This is a genomic window from Rhodococcus sp. A14 (assembly GCF_011603105.1).
Lineage (GTDB): Bacteria > Actinomycetota > Actinomycetes > Mycobacteriales > Mycobacteriaceae > Rhodococcus_F > Rhodococcus_F opacus.
Genome location: NZ_JAAOQS010000098.1, coordinates 17,351 through 33,943, shown reverse-complemented (window position 1 = coordinate 33,943; position 16,593 = coordinate 17,351). Strand labels below are relative to the sequence as shown.

The following is a 16,593-nucleotide window of genomic DNA, read 5'->3' as shown; positions in this document are numbered from 1 at the left end:
GCCTCACCGGTACCCACCCCGAGCATGATCCGCCCCGGATACAGACACCCCATCGTCGCGAACGCCTGCGCCACCACCGCCGGGTTGTACCGGAACGTCGGCGTCATCACCGACGTCCCCAACTGCAACCGCTCCGTCCGCTCCCCGACCGCCGTCATCCACGCCAACGAGAACGGCGCATGACCACCCTCGTGCCGCCACGGCTGGAAATGATCCGACACCGTCGCCGAATCCATCCCGTGCACCTCCGCCAGAACACCCAGCTCCACCAACTCCCGCGGACCGAACTGCTCCGCAGACGCCTTATACCCGAGCTTCACCACGACTTCACCGCCTCCGTGATCCGAACCTGATGTCCACCGAACTGCTTGCGTAGAGCCGACACCGCCTTAATTGCCAGGCGAATCCAGCTGTCGGGATGAGAATCGCGCGAACAGGGCGGCCGAGAAAACGGGGACCGGCACCGCGTGAGGGATGGCCTCTCCGATGGTCCAGCGGCCCTCACCCGAGTCCTCAGTAAACCCGGAGATCGAGCTCAAACCTGGGTCCTCCGGAGTGCAGCCACCAGAAGTTCGAGCAGCCAGATCGCACCATGGTGCCCTTCTGTCACGCTCATCACGCTGTCAACCGCGGTGATGCGGGGTTCGCGGCCAGAAAGTTCATAACCTTCGGCGTACGCCTGCATCAAGCCGTACTCGATACCGTTGTGCGCCGCCACGGTCAGCGCGGCCGCCTCGATCCGGGGAAGCGGGTTCGCCGAGGGACCGGCCCTCGATCTCACGCGCGGCGGTGAAAACGGTGCCGTCGATCGGCGGGTGGATCCCTCTCGCCCGAAGGATCTGCCGCAGCCGACGGTGATACCTGTCGAGAGTCATGCCGAAGGTCTCGAAGACATCGCCGGCGGATGCCCCACCGAAGGGTGCCCACTGGGCGGCGACTTCGAGGAGTTCGTTGTCCTCGCGGTTCATTCCCGAGTTCTCCTACACCCTCGCTGTGCCCGCACGATCGCCGCCTCGGCCGCCGACGCGCAGACCCAGATGGCCGTGGGGATCCCGTGGAGTATCGGCGGGCGACATCCTCGTCGATCGGCCGAGGAGGTTGCCGTCCGGGTCAACCGTCCGGAGGTATTCCAACTCCGTCGCGCTCGGCGCTTCCATCGGATGGGCATCGGGTGCGAGCTGTACGTCCCAGCCGGTTGCGGTACGGATGAGGGCCAGGGCCGCGTCCGCGTTGTCGGCCAGGTCGGAGAACCACGCGGACAGTACGTACACCCAATCTCTTTTCCGGAGGTGGCCGATGTCCGTGGCGATGACGTCGAGGTGGGTGCCCCGGTAGCTGATGAACCGTGCCGTCTCGACAAACTTGCGCGGGTCGGCCGCCACAACGGCGATCGTGGTCACCTGCGCCGCGATGTCGGTGCTCCCTCCGCCGCCGACCAGGAAGTTGCCCGAGGGCGAGCGATTGCTGTTGGCATTGCCGTGGCTGTCGATGACCCCGGCCGACAGTACCGCGATCGTCGTCTCCGCTGTCGATGGGAGCAACATGCCGAGCACCTCGAGGGTGCTGCTGAGGTGCCGCGCGGTCGGCAGATTACGGGTATTGGAGAGAGTGGCGTCGTGCGGCCGGGGGACGTAGCCGAGGACACCGCTCTCGAAGACCAAATCGACGACGTGCGCGTTCGCGAGGAGCGTGGCCCGTCCCAATGCGGCCGCGAGGTGGGACAGCCCGGCACCGGCCACAACGGTGCGAGTCCCCGACGCCTTCGCCACCGCCTCCATCGCTCGGGCACCGGACACGGCGAGACGCTCGCTCACGGTCATCTCACCGACCTCGACAGACTTCGGTTCGTCATCGAGTGCGTCGATGCGCCAGGACTCGTCGAGATCCATGGCAACCAGATGTTCGATTCGCTCTCGGCCGAGCTGGCTGAGGTACCGCCCGCGGCTCGGCAGGTCGATCCACCGCTCGCTGAAGGACTCCGCGTCCTCCATGGTTCGCAGACGCCCCAGTTCGGCGAGGAAGGCGTAGTCCTCGCCGTAGCCGGAGGTGCCCTCCACCCGCACCGGTACCGGCGAGGCGGCGGGGTGTGCACCCAGGGGCACCTGCGCGACACCGAGAACCCGGGCCGCGGGCACCCGCACGTGGCCCGCCCACCGACGCAGCTCCGCCGGGGACACGACGTGATCGGCCGTGAGTATCACGCCCTTCCGGGCGGCATAGACGGTGTGGAGGTCCTCGGCGAAGGGCGGGAATATCACCCCATTGCCGTCCCAGTCCGCGACCGGGCAATGGATGAGCGACACGTCCGGGCGCAGCGCCGGCATCACCGAGCGCTCCGTGCCGTCGAACGGATCCACCACGCTCCTGGTGCCCGGCCCGAATCCTGCGGGCAGGTCCGTGCCGTCCATCGTTCCGGCCGGCACGAAGGGCCACCCGAGCGCCCCCGCGAGTACCCTCTGGATCAGGGCCAGGATCGACCACTCCTCGACGACCATCGAGCCGTCCTTGACCGCCTGCGCGAGGATCGAGTTCGGGCGCACCGCCGGATAGGTGGTCGCGGCGAACGAGGTGATGAGCTTGTCCACCCCGCCCGAGGCGACGAGGAGACTTAGCTCCGCGCGCAGGGACGCGGAGATGACGGTCAGCCCCCGCAGGCGACCGGACCGCGCCTGCCGGATCACCTCGAACAGCGCGGCATACGCCCGCGTGGAGAGCCAAGGAAAGTGGATCGCGTCGCCGGGCCGGACCTCCTGCTCGACGAGCTGCTCGAGCGGCAGCACTCGTGAGCGGGCGGGCGCGGTGGCAGCCGCGTCGTAGCGGAAGCCGTCGGCCGCCCGCAGGGGGACGGCGACGTCGGGGAAGGTGATGGGTTCCACCCTGAGAGTCCATTCTGTTTGGTGATGCCGGCTGGTGCCTCGTCCTCGAAGTCCGTTGATCGCGAGAAAGACTTCGGGCGTGGGCACTAGTGCGCCGTGGGGCACGTAGTTTGACGGTCAGATTGTCGCGAGACACTAGAAGATCCGGTCACACCCAATGACGTGCGGGCCGCCGACTCGACGGGGTGCGGATATATTCTCGCTAGAATGCGTATCTCGTCTTGGAGACCGTTCGATTCAGGGATGACCTGCCACAATCGCTCGATGAACCGGCGCATTGTCATTCCGAAGTGCACAAGGATTTCCTCCGCCGGGGCGCCCCCGAATGGTGCCCACCTGCTGGCAAACTCAATGAGGCGCTCCGCCTCGGTGTCAGGATGGTTGCGTTTGCGGTTGGCTTCGATCCAAGCGGCGCGACGCCGTTGGCGCCACTGGCGATACTCACGAGAGTTCATGGGAATTCACACATCCAATAGTCGGGGCAGCCGAAGCCTGGAAACTTTGGGACCCTCGCTGCAGCAAGGGAAATGCGCAGAGTGCCAGTCGCTCTCGACTGTCGAATTACTTATGCCACGCCGCACTAGAGGTCGAGAACCAGTCGCGCAGACCTCGAACGCCCCACGCAGACCATCAATCGGTCACCGCACTCGCGCTCCTGGTCGGTGAGCAGCTGATCGTGATGCTCCGGCTCGCCTTCGAGGACGCGCACTTCACAGGCCCCGCAGTAGCCCTCTTCGCAGTCCGAGAGAAAGTCCGGGATCGCTTCGCGCACAACATCGATCAGTGTGCCGTCAGCCGGCACGGTCAGCACCGCGCCGGTGCGGCGCAACTCGACCTCGAAGCTGTTGCCGCCCGATTCCGGCTCGATCGCGTTGCCGCCGCGCGGGGCGCTGGATGACGCACCGAAACGCTCGACGTGCAGAGCATCCGGCGCGAACCGCGTGGCTGCATGCTCCTCGGCCGCTCGAATCAGGCCCTCGGGCCCACAGCAGTAGATCGCGGACTCCCTTGGCGCACGGCCGAGGACGGTACCGAGGTCGAGCATCCCGTGCACGTCCTGCGGTACCACCTCGATGTTCCCCGTGCCGAGTTTGTCCAGGTCGTCGAGAAAGGCCATCGACGTCTCGCTGCGCCCGCCGTAGATCAGGGTCCAGGGAACGCCGAGGCGACTGACCTCACGCGCCATGGCGAGGATCGGAGTGATGCCGATTCCCCCGGCGAGGAACAGGTAGGAGGGGGCGTCGACGAGCCCGAAGTGGTTGCGCGGTCCCCGCACGGACAGCGACCGCCCTACCAATGCGGTGTCGTGGATCTCGCGCGAACCGCCGCGGCCGTGCTGATCCCGCAGCACCGCGACGGTGTACGCCGCGCGGTCAGCGGGGTCCCCGCACAGCGAATACTGGCGCATCTTCCCCGAGGGGAGGATCAGGTCCAGATGCGCCCCCGGGGTCCAGGCCGGGAGCTCCGCGCCACTCGGATCGACCAGCCGGATCGAGACGACACCCTCCGCCTCCCACGTCACCTGTTGCACAAGCAGCTCATACACGCGCTGCAGATCAGCGTCGAGGCCAGCGTTTGTCATGCGAATTCATCCCGTTCACAATTGTTCGTCGTTGCATTTTTTTGAAATGGCGTCGTGGTCGCGGGCCGCCGTGGCGCCACGGTGCGGACGCCCAGGCGCGCGGCGCGGTCGGACCGGTCTGGCGTGACTACCCGAGGATCTGGCGATCGTTGATCTGGTGCGTCCAGGTGTACTCGAGCAGACCTTCGGTCCCCATCTCACGGCCGTAGCCGCTGTCCTTCACCCCACCGAAGGGGGCACCGGGGTCGAATGCGGCCATGCCGTGCTTGTTGATGAACGTGACGCCCGCGTCGATGTGTCCGGCCATCTCCCAGGCGCGACTCGGGTCGGTGGTCCAGATGCTGGAGGTCAACCCGTACGGTGTCGCGTTCACCAGCGAGATGGCCTCACTGTCGGAGCGGAAGCCCACGATCGGCAGGGCGGGTCCGAACTGCTCGTCGGCGACGATTCGCTCCTCCGCGCGCACCTGCGTGACCAACGAGGGCAGGTGGAAGTACCCGCCGCTCCACGAACCCTGGTCCCTCGCGCGGCCGAACGACTGCACCTTCGCACCGGAGGCTTCGGCCTCCGCGAGCATCGCGGTGAACCGCTTGAACTGTCGCTCGTTGGCCAAGGGACCCATCGTGACCTCGGGATCGAGGCCGTCGCCGACGACCACGTCCTGCAGGGCATCACCGAGTTTGGCGGTGACCTCCTCGAGCAGGCTGTCGTGTACATACAGCCGCTTCACCGCGAAGCAGACCTGACCGGAGGTCACGGTGAACGCGGCCACCAAGTTGCGGATGAGGTCGTCGTCGACGGTGACATCGTCGAGCAGGACCGCGGGATCGTTGCCGCCCAGCTCGAACACGCCTCTGCGCAGCCGTGATCCGAGCGCCTGGGCGACCGCCCGACCGGCCTCGAGTCCGCCGGTGAAGGCGATCATGTCGACATCGGGATGGGCGCTCAGCGCGGCACCGACCCGCTCGCCGGTGCCGGTCACGACGTTGACGACGCCGGCGGGCAGCGCTGCGCCGATCGCCTCGATGGCCTTGAGCACACCCAGTGACGCGAACGGGGAGGGTACGGCGACGATCGTGTTGCCCGCGAGCAATGCCGGGCCGAGCTTGACGCCCAGCAGTGCGATCGGCCAGTTCCAGGGAACGATCGCACCGACGACGCCGACCGGACGACGGCGGACCTCGAGCCGGCCGGTGTCGTCGAACCGGCGGTCGGTGAGGACACGGTCCAGCGCGTCGAGGTCGTTGAGGTAGTGCGACCACGCCCACGGTGGGGACTGAAAGTCCATCACCGACTCCGCGAGGATCTTGCCCATCTCCCGGGTCAGCGCCTCCGGAGCCGAGGGGTCGATCGCCGCCAGCCGTGCGCCGGCCTCGGCAACCATCGCCGCCCGCTCGGCGAGGGAAAGGCGCGCCCACTCGAGCTGGGCCCGCTTCGCGACGGATACCGCGACATCGACGTCGATTGCGGTTCCGTCGGGTATCGACCCGACGATCTCACTCGTCCGTGCCGGATTGATGACCGAGATCCGCCCGCCGTCACTTCCCTCGTGCCACCGGCCGTCGACATACATCTGCATATCCAGTGCGCTCACAGCAGCACCACTCCCTTGGTGATTTCGTTCGCGGCCAGCCGGTCGAGGGCCTTGGGGACCTCGTCGAGGGCGAAGGTGGCGTCGATGACCGAATCCAGCGGCAGCCGGCCGTCCATGTAGAGATCGACGAACGCGGGTATGTCTCGTTGTGGGAGAATCGACCCGGCGTAGGTACCGGTCAGCCGCTTTTGCATCAGGAACCCGAACAGGTCGAAGGTGGCGGTCACCGATGCGTCCATCACGCCGATGGCGACCGCCAGTCCACCGGGACGGACGGACTGCAGCGCGGTCTCCAGGGTGCCCTGTGCCCCAACCGCGTCGAAGCCGTAGTCGGCGCCTCTGCCGTCGGTGAGGTCGCGGATCGCGTCCACCGCGTCCTCCCCGGACAGGGCGAGCGTGTGGGTTGCCAGGCCCAGTTCCCGGGCCCGCGCGAGCTTGTGCTCGGCGATGTCGACCGCGATGACGGAGGTGGCTCCCATCGCGCGGGCGCCCATCATCGCGGCCAGGCCGACGCCCCCGGCGCCGATCACGACGACACTGCTGCCGGGTCGCACCTCCGCCCGGACGATCGCGGCCCCCAGTCCGGTGGACCAACCGCACCCCAGGCCGGCGAGCTTGTCGAGCGGCGCGTCCGGACGAATCTTCACCGCCGCCGAGGCCGGCAACACCGCATATTCCGCGAAGGATCCCTGGCAGAAGAGGGTGTGCACATCGTCATCGCCGGACCGGAGTCTGGTGGTGCCATCGAGCATCGTGCCCGAAAAGCCCACCGCGCGTTCGCAGAGCACGTACTCGCCGCGCTGGCACTGGAAGCACGAGTGACACGAGGTGACGATCGAGCAGATCACGTGATCGCCGACCGCGAGGTGGTCGACGCCGGGGCCGACCTGATCCACCATCCCGGCACCCTCGTGCCCGAGGACGATCGGTCGCGGCGAGGGCAGATGCCCGGCCAGCACCGAGACATCGGTGTGGCAGATCCCGGAACTCACCAGGCGGACCCTCACCTCACCGGCCCGCGGCCGGGGGTCCGGTAGCTCCTCGATGCCGATCTGACCGACTCCACGGCTGACTGCTGCTCTCATAGACATCTCCTGAATGTTGGGGCGGGTTCCGGGCGAGGCGCCCGACTCGAACGGTGATCGGTCAGGGCTGTGGCGTGAAGACGATCGGCAGTGAACGGATGACTCGGGTCTGCCCCTCCGATATCCGCACTGCGGTCGGGTCCGTGACGCGATAATCCGGGATCCGGTCCAGGATCTCCTCGAGCATTATGCGCAGCTCGAGGCGGGCCAGCGGCGCTCCCGGGCAGCGGTGGACTCCCGCACCGAATGCAAGGTGCCGGTTCGGCTTTCGGTCCAGGACGATCTTGGCAGGTTCGTCGAATGCGGTCTCGTCGTGGTTTGCCGAGAGCCAGGACATCCAGACTCGCTCGCCCTCCGGGATCACTGTCCCTGCTACCTCGACCTCCGTGGTGGTCGTTCGGCCGAAGCCGGGGACCGGTGTGACGTAGCGCAGGAACTCTTCGATCGCCGAGGGCAGCAGCTCCCGTTCGGCCTGGAGTTGCGATCGGAGCTCGGGGTGACGGTCGATCAGGGTGAAGATGTGGTTTGCCGCCGCGGCGGTGGTCTCGCCGCCGGCCCCGGTCAGGGACAGGTAGATGTCGAGGGCTTCCTCCTCGGTGACCGGACGGTCGTCGATGGTCGACGCGAGCAGGTGGCTGGCAAGGTCTTTGGTCGGGTTGTCGCGGCGGGCGGCGATCAGCTGAACGTAGTAGTCGCGGATCTCCATCTGCAACGCCATCCCTTCCTCGGGCGTTGCGACCGAGACCAATCCCAATGACCAAGCACTGAATCGGGATACGTCCTCGTCGGGGATTCCGAGGAGCCAGGTGATCACCCGTGATGTCAGCGGGAAGGCCAGGTCCCTGGCAAGGTCCGCCTCGCCGGCGGACGCAAAGCCCTCGATCAGCTGCACAGCGTGCTTACGGACCTCGCCCTCGAGCTCGGCGATCCTGCGCGCGCTGAACACGACGTTGAGGAGCGAGCGGTACTTCGCGTGCTCCGGCGGGTCGGACTCCATGGGGATGAACGGCCGCGGCGCACCGACCGATGGCAATGTGATTGTGGGGAGGGACGAGAACCGGGCCGTGTCCCGCGTTGCTGCCTCGACCTCCTCATAGCGGGTTAGCGCCCAGAATCCGCCGTAGTTCTCGCTGTGCTGGACGGGACACTTGGCCCGCATGTCGCGGTGAAACTCCTCAGGATCATCAAGAGTGGCGGCGTAACGGTTGTCGTAGTTGCTGTTGCTGATGTCCACTGCTCCCCCAGAATTGGGATGGTCGGCCAGAAGCCGGTGATTGTGTCGTTCGCCACATCGGGCGATACGTAGACATTAAAGCCTTCCGATCGGAAGGTCAATGACTGATTTCGCAGAATCTCACCGAGCTGGACGCATCATCACCCTGCGGGCGAGGCCCGCCGACGGGTCGCCACATCACTCGCACGCCCGGCGACAAACCGAGCGACCGGAGCTCGGCTCACCATGCGCGCGGCGGTCCGGGGACACTCTTTTCGGGCTATTTTGACGACTTAGTCACAATGTGCGCGATTGAGAGCTGTCGATGATCGAATCCAATCCGATTGCGACACAACATGCTCTGACGCCAATCTTCACGGCGGAGTTTGGTCGCCGCCGGGTTCGAGAGTGCCGAGAAGATCGGCCGGGGTGGCTTCGGCATCGTCTACCGATCCCTGCAGCCCATCTCTGCACCCGGCATGCCTGTCGCTGCGCGGACGCGAGGACCCCGCGGAGCTGATCAGCCACATATCCGGACGGCATCGCGCGCCACATTCCGCACAGGCGGTCCTCGCCTCGCATACTCGCTGCTCGACCGGAGCTCACTCACCGACGCCGCGATCGCCGAGCTCAGGATCGAGGCCGATGTCCTCCAAGCTGCCATGACGATCGCGGCCCACCGGATCGACGGTGTGGACGAACTGGTCTCCGAATGCCTCTCGCGGACCGAGGATCTGCGCTCATGGATCGTGGCCGGAGCGGCTGACATCGCAACGTTCGCCGCGATCTATCGGTTCGCCTCCGGTGGCGCCCGCCGAATGCAGGACTCCGCGGCCCCGCACCACGAGAGGATAACGGACCGTACAACGCGATGTACGGACACTGCTTCGCCGGCATCGCGGCGAACGAGCAACTCGACGTCCCCGCGGCCGAGGACAGTTTCCGGAGGGCCCTCCGCCTCGCCCGGGACTCGGGTGACACCCGTTCGCAGGCGGCCCGGCTGGCCAGCGCGCTGCACGGCGGCCTGCTGTACGACCGGAACGAGATCGCCGCGAACAACAGCGGCAGGGCAGACCGCGCGCTGCGCCAGGCACGGCTCCTGCTGGCCGCCTGCCTGTCGTCAGCGGACCGCGCCCCGGAGGCCGAGTCCTGGCGCCGGCCGCCGCGACCTGCGCTCGCCTCGGGCTCATCCGACTCCTGTTGGATGGCGGGCCCCAGGTCGTCCCGATCCTCGAGGCCGTTCAGGGCAAGCTGGACGGCGGTCGATGGCGTCCGGAGTGGCCGCCGATCCCGAGTACCTTCCTGGCGGACGCACTCGACGCCGCGCGCCCGCCGTAGCGGCGCGGTCAGGCCGAGTGGCGGCGGCTCGCGTCCGTGAGTGCGCGCGCGATGGCGAGCGCGGTGACCCGCACATGGTCGGCGAGCCTGGGGTCGGCGCAGATCTGGGAGATGGGCCCGCAGACCGAGATCGCGGAGGCGCCCGCCCCGGGAACCCGGATGGGTGCGGCGATGCAGCCGTACCCGATGACCATCTCCTGGCGGTCGTACGCGACTCCGCACCTTCGGATCTCAGCGATCTCTCGGTGCAGTCGCCCGCGTGAGGGGATCGAGTTCTCGGTACTGCCCGTCAGCCCCGGACCGCCGACACGGTCCAGTTCGGACGGGTGCGCGCTGCTCAGGAGTGCCTTTCCGAGCGCCGTGCAGTGCGCGGGCAACCGCCCGCCGACGCGGGTCGGTATCGCGGCGGCCACACGCCCCCCGATCTTCTCCAGGCACACAATGTCCGGCCCGTCGAGCACAGCGAGGTGAACGACATGCCCGGTCAGCCGGTGCAGTTCGTGCAGGCTCGGGAGGGCGACGCGGTGCAGGCCGGCCTGGTGCACGGCGAGCGAACCCAGCTCGACCAGGCGCACGCCGAGCTCGTATCTGTGCCCGTCGCGACGCACCCACCGCAGCTTGACCAGGCTGACGAGCATCCGATGTGCTGACGAGCGCGGGAAGCCGGTGTACTCGGCGACCTCGTTCAGCGTGAGCGGACCGCGGCCGTCGAAGGCGTCGAGGAGCGTCGAGATCCGGTTCAGCACCGTTGTCGGAGGCCTGTGTTCGGCATGTGTTGTCATGTCATGTCATCTCCTTGTTGTGGCCACGCTCAGCACCCGCGCCCGGCGGTCCCGGCTCACCTCTCGGTCGTGGTATGTTCCCGCTTCCCGGCGCGGAAGCCCTCCTCGGTACGACCGCGCCGCCAGTACCCCGAGATGGACAGCCACCTCGGGTCGACGGCGCGCTCCGTGCGCAGGTACAGCCGCAGGTTCGCCATCACGGTCCTGGCCTCGCCGTGCACGAAGGCCTGGACCTGCCCCGGCAGCCACCGCGCGCCGCGGACGGCGGCGATCAGCGGCGCGCGGTCGCCCACCAGGTGGTCGGGGGCACGATCGGGCGGGGTCCCCCGGTGGACCCAGTGCACGTCCACGCGGGCCGAGGTGTCGAAGTCCACCTCGCCCTGCGGCCCCGCGACCTCGACGAACACCTGCGCGGTCGCGTCGTCGGGGAGCGCCTCGACGGCGGCGGCGATCGCCGGTAGGGCGGACTCGTCGCCGACGAGCAGGTGCCAGTCCGCCTCGGGATTCGGCGAGTATCCGCCGCCGGGACCGATGAACCGCAGGGCCTCCCCGGCGGCGACGGTGTCCGCCCATGGTCCGGCGACGCCCTCCGCACCATGAACGACGAAGTCGATCGCGACCTCCCGCCTGTCGTCGTCCACCGACCGGATCGTGTAGGTACGCAGGACCGGGTGATCCTCGGGCGCACAGCAGGCCCGAATGGCGTCGAGATCGACCGTATCCGGATATCCGACACCGGGTTTGAAGAACACGAGCTTGACGTAGGCGTCGGTGGAACCGTGAGGGGTGAAGTCGTCGAAGCCGGATCCTCCCGCGAATACCCGGACCATGTGTGGGCCGATTCGCTCGGTTCGGGTCACCGTCATCGTGATGATCCTGCGCACCGCACACTCCTCTCGTCAGCCGGGTGAGCTCGGCCTCGCCGGCGTCGGCGGCGAAGTCCTCGAGGGACCGGTTGGTGGTCCGTTCACCGAACAGCATCAGCCCGAGCCCGAGGACCACGCCGACGACCGCGAGGTAGACGAACACCGCACCGAAGTCGACGGCGCCGTACACGGCAGCAACGATGAACGGACCCCCGATGCCGGCGACCGACACCGTTGACGACCCCGTTGCCGATCCCGCGGAGATGGGTCGGAAAGACCTCCGGGGCGTAGGTGTACACGGCGGTCAGCAACGCGTGGATCAGCATCGAGATGGCGAACCCCACCACCAGCATGACCGGTCGACTTCCGGTGGCGGCGAATGCGAACAGCAGTACCGCCAAGGCAACCGTCAGCGCGAACACATAGTTCTTCCGGTCCCACCGGTCGATGAGCAGCGAGGAGGTCATCGCGCCTGCCACCGAGGCGATTCCCAGGATGGTGACGAAGGTGAGCGCCTCCGCCTGGGTGTATCCCCGCGCGGTCAGCAGCGAGGGCAACCACGGCGACCATCCGTAGGCGATGAGGACGAAGCACGCCATCGCCGTCGAGGCCACCACCGTGCGCTTGACGTAGCGCCTGGCGAACAGGTCACGGATCGATCCGGTGCGGATCGACGGCTCGGGACCGGGAGGGGGAAGGGGTGCCCCGGTCGCCGCCTCTGCCTCCGATTCCAGCCTCTTTACCAGGGCCTCAGCCAGATCGGGGCGGCCGCGGGCGACCTGCCAGCGGGGCGACTCGGGGAGGCGTCGGTACCCGGACGCGACACCGAGGATCCCGAGCGACCCGAACACATACATCCACCGCCAGGTGTCGTCCCCGAGCGGAACGACGATCCGCGAGACCAGTGCCGTGATCGGAACGGCGACCGCCCCGATTGCCGCGATGATCGCAAGGTAGCGACCCCGAATTCGCGGCGGCAACAGTTCGCTGGCATAAACCATGACGGCACCGACCAGGGCCTGCAGCCCCACTCCGGTCAGCCCCCGCAGTACAACAACCGACTCGTAGGTGGGAGCGAAGGCGGTCGCCAGACAACAGAGCGAGTACACGACGGTGGAGACGAGGATGACCCGGCGCCTCCCGAAACGGTCCGCGAGTTGACCGCCGACGAGGGCTCCGAGGAACATCCCGACGAATGGCGCCGCGGAACCGAGCGCGATCTCGTTGACACTCAGCCCCCACTGCGCGCGCATCGCCGGGACATGTTCCCGAACACGACGATGTCCACGGCGTCGAACAGGCAGAAGAACCCGACGAGGACCATCATGCGCCTGAGGGTTCTCGTCGCGACCGGAAGTCGATCTATCCGGGCACCGAGCCCGGGCGAGATCGGTAACTGCGACGTGTCAACAGTCATGGCAGGTCCATTCCGCGGGTCAGGTCGAAGGCGGTGACAGGGAACGCCGCACGTCTCAGCGCCACTTCGAGTAGTCGGCCGGACGCTTCTCCATGAACGCGTCGCGTCCCTCGTCGACGGATTCGGCCGGCACGCCCATGGCGATCATGTCGAGGCCGTTGACCATGGTGTCGTAGGAGTAGTTCCACCAGACGTTGCTGCCGGCCTTGGCGATCTGAAGCGCCTGGGGATGCAGCGCGAGCAGCCGCTCGGCCCATTCGCGCGTGGTCGACTTCAGGTCGGCATCGTCGACGACCGCGTTGACCCACCCCCACTCGAACGCCTGCTGTGCCGGCACCTTCTCGCTGAAGAAAACGATCTGCTTCGCCCTCTTCTCGCCGATCTGCAGCGGCAGGACGTTCGTCCCGCCGAGGACGGGGCACGCCCCGATCATCGTGCCGGCCTGGCCCAGCCGCGCACTGCGCGCGGCGATCGCCAGGTCGGCGGCGATGACCAGCTCGTTGCCGCCGCCCACCGCGATCCCGTTGACCATCGCGATGACGGGCTTGCGGCAGGATCGAATCGACGTCATGGCTCGCAGGGCGTACACCCCCGTGTCGACCAGGCCCTTCTTGGTGAACTCCCGCACGTCCCCGCCGGCCGAGAAGGCGCGGCCGCTGCCGGTCAGTACCACCACGCCGACCTCCGGGTTGACCGAGAGGCCGTCGAGCAGGTCGGCGAGACGGTGGAACTGGGCGGGGCCGAAGGCGTTCAACGTCTCCGGCCGGTTGAACGTGATCCAGGCGATCCGGTCCTCGATCGAGAGGAGGATGTCCTCATCCGATCCGTGATATCCGTTCAGTGACATGGTGATTCCCTTCTGGTCCGGTGTGACCTTTAGTCCCACCACAGGGTTCGGTCGAAGACCGCCTGGGCGAGGAGATTCTTCTGGATCTGGCTGGTTCCCTCGACGATGGTCAGCTGCTTGGCATCGCGGTAATACATCTCCACCGGATGGTCCTTCGTGTATCCGGCGGCGCCGAGCAGTTGGACCGCGGTGCCGGAGACCTTGACCGCGGTTTCCGTCGCCATCAGCTTCGCCATCGACAGCAGGGGCACCGCGGCCTTGTCGAAGGAGCCCTCGTCGACCATGCTGGCCGCGCGGTAGGTCAGCAGGCGGGCCGCCTCGATCTCCGCGGCGTGCTCGGCGACCATCCAGCCGAGTCCCTGCTGGCTGGTCAACGGGGCCCCGAACGCCTCGCGTGTGCGCATGTAGTCGACGGCGTACATCAGCGCGCCCTCCGCCAGCCCGAGGCCGCGCGCCGCGACGATCGGCCGCATCGAATTCAGGGACAACATGGCCAGTTTGAACGCCTGGTCGGGCTCCCCGACCAGCGCCGATTCGGGCACCCGGACGCCGTCGAGGCGCAGCTCCCCGGTGTTCACCCCGCGCACACCCAGCTTGTCGTCGACGCGGGCCACCGACACGCCGGGGAGGGTGCGGTCGATGAGGAAGCAGCTGAAGCCGTCCTTACCGGTGCGCGCGAAGACGGTGTAGAAATCCGCCTGCTTCAGTCCGGACATCCAGCACTTGGAACCGGTGATCACCCAGTCCGCGCCGTCACGGACCGCGCGGGTCCGCATACCCTTCAGGTCCGATCCTGCCTGCGGCTCGGACAGGCCGAACGAGGCGCGCCGGGCGCCGCTGGCGATGTCGCGAACGTAGGTGTCCTTCTGCTCCTCGGACCCGCCGATGAGGATGGGCAGGGCGGGCAGTCGGGTGAGCAGCAGCATCAGCGCGACGGTGTTGGAGTATTTCGCGACCTCCTCGATGGCGATCGTGAGGCCCAGTGTTCCTGCGCCGGAGCCGCCGAATTCTTCCGGTGTCGCCAGTCCGAGCAGGTCCGCCGTGAGCAGGGCCTTGAAGATGTCGTCCGGGTAGTCGTTCTGGCGGTCGATCTCGATCGCGCGCGGCTTCACCACCGTCTGCGCGAATCGTCTGACGGTCTGCTGTAGTTCGACGTACTCGTCGGGAAGTGCGGCATACATGAGTTCTCCAGATGCGTTGAGGGGGTGTGAATCAGGGCGTCAGGACCCATCGGGCGAAGCACATGCCGACGCCGTAGCCGGATTCGGTGCGATAGGCCGGCACGTAGTCGATGATCTCCGACGGGGCCTGGGCGCAGGCGTCGGCGATGATCCAGTCGGTGATCTCCGCCGTCCCGTTGAGGCGCAGCGGCAGGCCGTGTTTGTCGTGGGCCAGGCGTAGTTCGTCGTCCTCGATCTCGTGCCAGGCCTCGAGGTCGCTCGATTGCATGGCAGCCAGCACCCGTGAGTCCAATTCCTCGTCCAGCACCAGGTGGCTCAGGCCGCCCGAGGCCAGCACCGCGACCCTCACCGGCGACGGGTCGGCGTTGATCGCCGCGCGCAGCGCCTGGCCGAATGCCACGCACCGGCGCACGCTCGGCACATTGGGCGGGTTCCACACGTTGGTTACGATGGGCAGCAGTGCAAGTCCGGATTCGGCGAGGTCGAGGAACCGCATCGGCCACGTGACCGCGTGGCCGATGCCGTAGTCGTCCGAGGTCTCCGATGTGTGTGCAACATCGAACCCGTTGTCACACAGGTGCTTCAGAATCCCCAGGCCGAGGTCGCGGGCGATCGGCATGGACACCCGGAACTGGTCGGGTCCCTCGTCTCGCCGGTTGGCGGCGCTGGCGTCGAGGTGGTCGGCGAGGAACATCTCGAACACCGGTGCGGACCGCGGTCCGAAGTTCTCGCCCTGATCGCTGCCGACGATCACGAGCACGTCCGGCTCGGCGGCCAGGATCGAGGCGCGTAGTTGCTGTGTCGCGCTGTCGAAGCGCGCCTGGTGCTCGTCCCAGTAGTCGCGTACGTTGCCGACCAGATGATCCAGAGACGGGCGCGGGATGTTGGGCTCGAGCGCGGGCCAGTCGGAGACCGGTGCGATCAGCGCGGGGCTGTGGGAGGTCCCGAAAACGCCTACAAGAGTTGCCATTTGTGTTCATGCTCCAATGTCGATGACGCGGTTGTGCTGTCGACCCAGACCTGTGATCTCGCTCTGGAGAACGGATCCGGGGCGCAGCCACTCCTGGGGAACCCTGGCCAGCCCGACCCCGGCGGGCGTTCCGGTACTGATGACGTCCCCGGGCTCGAGGGTGAGGGTTCCACTCAGGTCCGAGATCAGCGTGGCGACGTCGTGAATCATCAGGTTGGTTCGGGACCGTTGCTTTTCGACGCCGTCGACACAGCACCTCAGTTCGAGATCTTGGGGATCGGGGATCTCGTCGCGGGTGACGATGAACGGTCCGAACGGTGACGACCCTTCGATGCTCTTGCCCTTCCACCATTGGTTCCTGGAGAGCTGCACATCCCGGGCGCTGACGTCATTGAGCACCGCGTACCCGAAGACATGCTCGAGAGCATTCGCAGGCGAGATGTTGCGCCCGCGACGCCCGATGATCACCGCCAACTCGACCTCCCAGTCCAGCTGCGTGCTCACCCGCTCGTCCCAGGCGATGGCGTCGAAGGGACCGCAGACGCTGCGGACGTCCTTGGTGAAATACACCGGCGCGTCGGGCACGTCGATCTCGCCGACGGCACGCTCCGACTCCTCGATGTGCTCGCGGTAGTTGACTCCGACGCAGATGACATTTCGGGGAAGGCGGCCCATCGGGGCGACCAGTGTGAGCGCGCCGACATCGCCGGCGACATGGTCCGCTCCGTCCTGCGCGCAGATCTGTCCGAGCATGTCGATCCCGTCGATGCCGAGTTCGACCCAGCCGGCCATCGTGCGCGGCAGGTCATCGCTGCGCAGTTCCGCCAACCTGGTCACGTCGA

The 16,593-nt window shown here is 67.3% G+C and carries 15 protein-coding genes and 1 pseudogene; 1 reads left to right on the top strand and 15 read right to left on the bottom strand.

What is annotated here, in order from left to right; genetic code table 11:
* From G9373_RS35085 to G9373_RS48360, 7 genes and pseudogenes are all read right to left on the bottom strand, one after another.
* Window positions 1-323: LLM class flavin-dependent oxidoreductase (locus G9373_RS35085; RefSeq protein WP_167119543.1), on the bottom strand; the 323-nt coding region annotated here is incomplete at its 3' end.
* Window positions 317-709 (bottom strand): annotated as a pseudogene (locus G9373_RS35080) (6-phosphogluconate dehydrogenase); the annotation flags it as partial. The gene G9373_RS35085 and the pseudogene G9373_RS35080, both read right to left, overlap by 7 nt.
* A gap of 271 nt (window positions 710-980) precedes the next feature.
* Window positions 981-2,876: a CoA-transferase gene (locus G9373_RS35075; RefSeq protein WP_167119540.1), complete on the bottom strand. Its 1,896-nt coding sequence runs from the start codon at window positions 2,874-2,876 to the stop codon at window positions 981-983.
* A 580-nt stretch (window positions 2,877-3,456) separates the two neighbouring features.
* Complete coding sequence (locus G9373_RS35070; protein ID WP_167119537.1) at window positions 3,457-4,458, bottom strand: PDR/VanB family oxidoreductase; 1,002 nt, start codon at window positions 4,456-4,458, stop codon at window positions 3,457-3,459.
* 127 nt (window positions 4,459-4,585) lie between these two features.
* Window positions 4,586-6,052, bottom strand: coding sequence for an aldehyde dehydrogenase family protein (locus G9373_RS35065; protein ID WP_167119534.1), 1,467 nt, complete (start codon window positions 6,050-6,052; stop codon window positions 4,586-4,588).
* Window positions 6,049-7,137, bottom strand: coding sequence for a zinc-binding dehydrogenase (locus G9373_RS35060; protein WP_167119494.1), 1,089 nt, complete (start codon window positions 7,135-7,137; stop codon window positions 6,049-6,051). Before G9373_RS35060 ends, G9373_RS35065 begins: the two co-directional genes overlap by 4 nt.
* A 61-nt stretch (window positions 7,138-7,198) precedes the next feature.
* A complete protein-coding gene (locus tag G9373_RS48360) occupies window positions 7,199-8,371 on the bottom strand; it encodes a cytochrome P450 (protein WP_167119491.1) in 1,173 nt (390 codons plus the stop codon).
* An 850-nt stretch (window positions 8,372-9,221) separates the two neighbouring features.
* Here G9373_RS48360 and G9373_RS35050 point away from each other — a divergent pair.
* Window positions 9,222-9,728 carry a hypothetical protein gene (locus tag G9373_RS35050; RefSeq protein ID WP_167119488.1) on the top strand — a complete coding sequence of 169 codons (507 nt, stop codon included), beginning with the start codon at window positions 9,222-9,224 and terminating at the stop codon, window positions 9,726-9,728.
* Here G9373_RS35050 and G9373_RS35045 read toward each other — a convergent pair.
* From G9373_RS35045 to G9373_RS35010, 8 genes are all read right to left on the bottom strand, one after another.
* Window positions 9,697-10,470 (bottom strand): IclR family transcriptional regulator, encoded by a 774-nt coding sequence (locus G9373_RS35045; RefSeq protein ID WP_167119486.1) that lies wholly within the window; start codon window positions 10,468-10,470, stop codon window positions 9,697-9,699. The genes G9373_RS35050 and G9373_RS35045 overlap by 32 nt on opposite strands.
* A 56-nt stretch (window positions 10,471-10,526) precedes the next feature.
* Window positions 10,527-11,354, bottom strand: coding sequence for a siderophore-interacting protein (locus G9373_RS35040; protein WP_346842888.1), 828 nt, complete (start codon window positions 11,352-11,354; stop codon window positions 10,527-10,529).
* Window positions 11,355-11,437: 83 nt separating this feature from the next.
* Window positions 11,438-12,589 (bottom strand): MFS transporter, encoded by a 1,152-nt coding sequence (locus tag G9373_RS35035; protein ID WP_167119484.1) that lies wholly within the window; start codon window positions 12,587-12,589, stop codon window positions 11,438-11,440.
* The gene (locus G9373_RS35030) at window positions 12,568-12,753 is read right to left on the bottom strand and encodes a hypothetical protein (RefSeq protein WP_167119481.1); all 186 of its coding nucleotides are present in this window, start codon (window positions 12,751-12,753) and stop codon (window positions 12,568-12,570) included. The genes G9373_RS35035 and G9373_RS35030 overlap by 22 nt, the downstream gene beginning before the upstream one ends.
* Window positions 12,754-12,808: 55 nt before the next feature.
* Window positions 12,809-13,600 carry an enoyl-CoA hydratase/isomerase family protein gene (locus G9373_RS35025; protein ID WP_147437036.1) on the bottom strand — a complete coding sequence of 264 codons (792 nt, stop codon included), beginning with the start codon at window positions 13,598-13,600 and terminating at the stop codon, window positions 12,809-12,811.
* 29 nt (window positions 13,601-13,629) lie between these two features.
* Window positions 13,630-14,781 (bottom strand): acyl-CoA dehydrogenase family protein, encoded by a 1,152-nt coding sequence (locus tag G9373_RS35020; protein WP_120661961.1) that lies wholly within the window; start codon window positions 14,779-14,781, stop codon window positions 13,630-13,632.
* Window positions 14,782-14,812: 31 nt separating this feature from the next.
* Window positions 14,813-15,751 (bottom strand): hypothetical protein, encoded by a 939-nt coding sequence (locus G9373_RS35015; protein WP_167119478.1) that lies wholly within the window; start codon window positions 15,749-15,751, stop codon window positions 14,813-14,815.
* 6 nt (window positions 15,752-15,757) lie between these two features.
* Window positions 15,758-16,588, bottom strand: coding sequence for a fumarylacetoacetate hydrolase family protein (locus G9373_RS35010; protein ID WP_167119475.1), 831 nt, complete (start codon window positions 16,586-16,588; stop codon window positions 15,758-15,760).
* Window positions 16,589-16,593 lie beyond the last annotated feature (5 nt).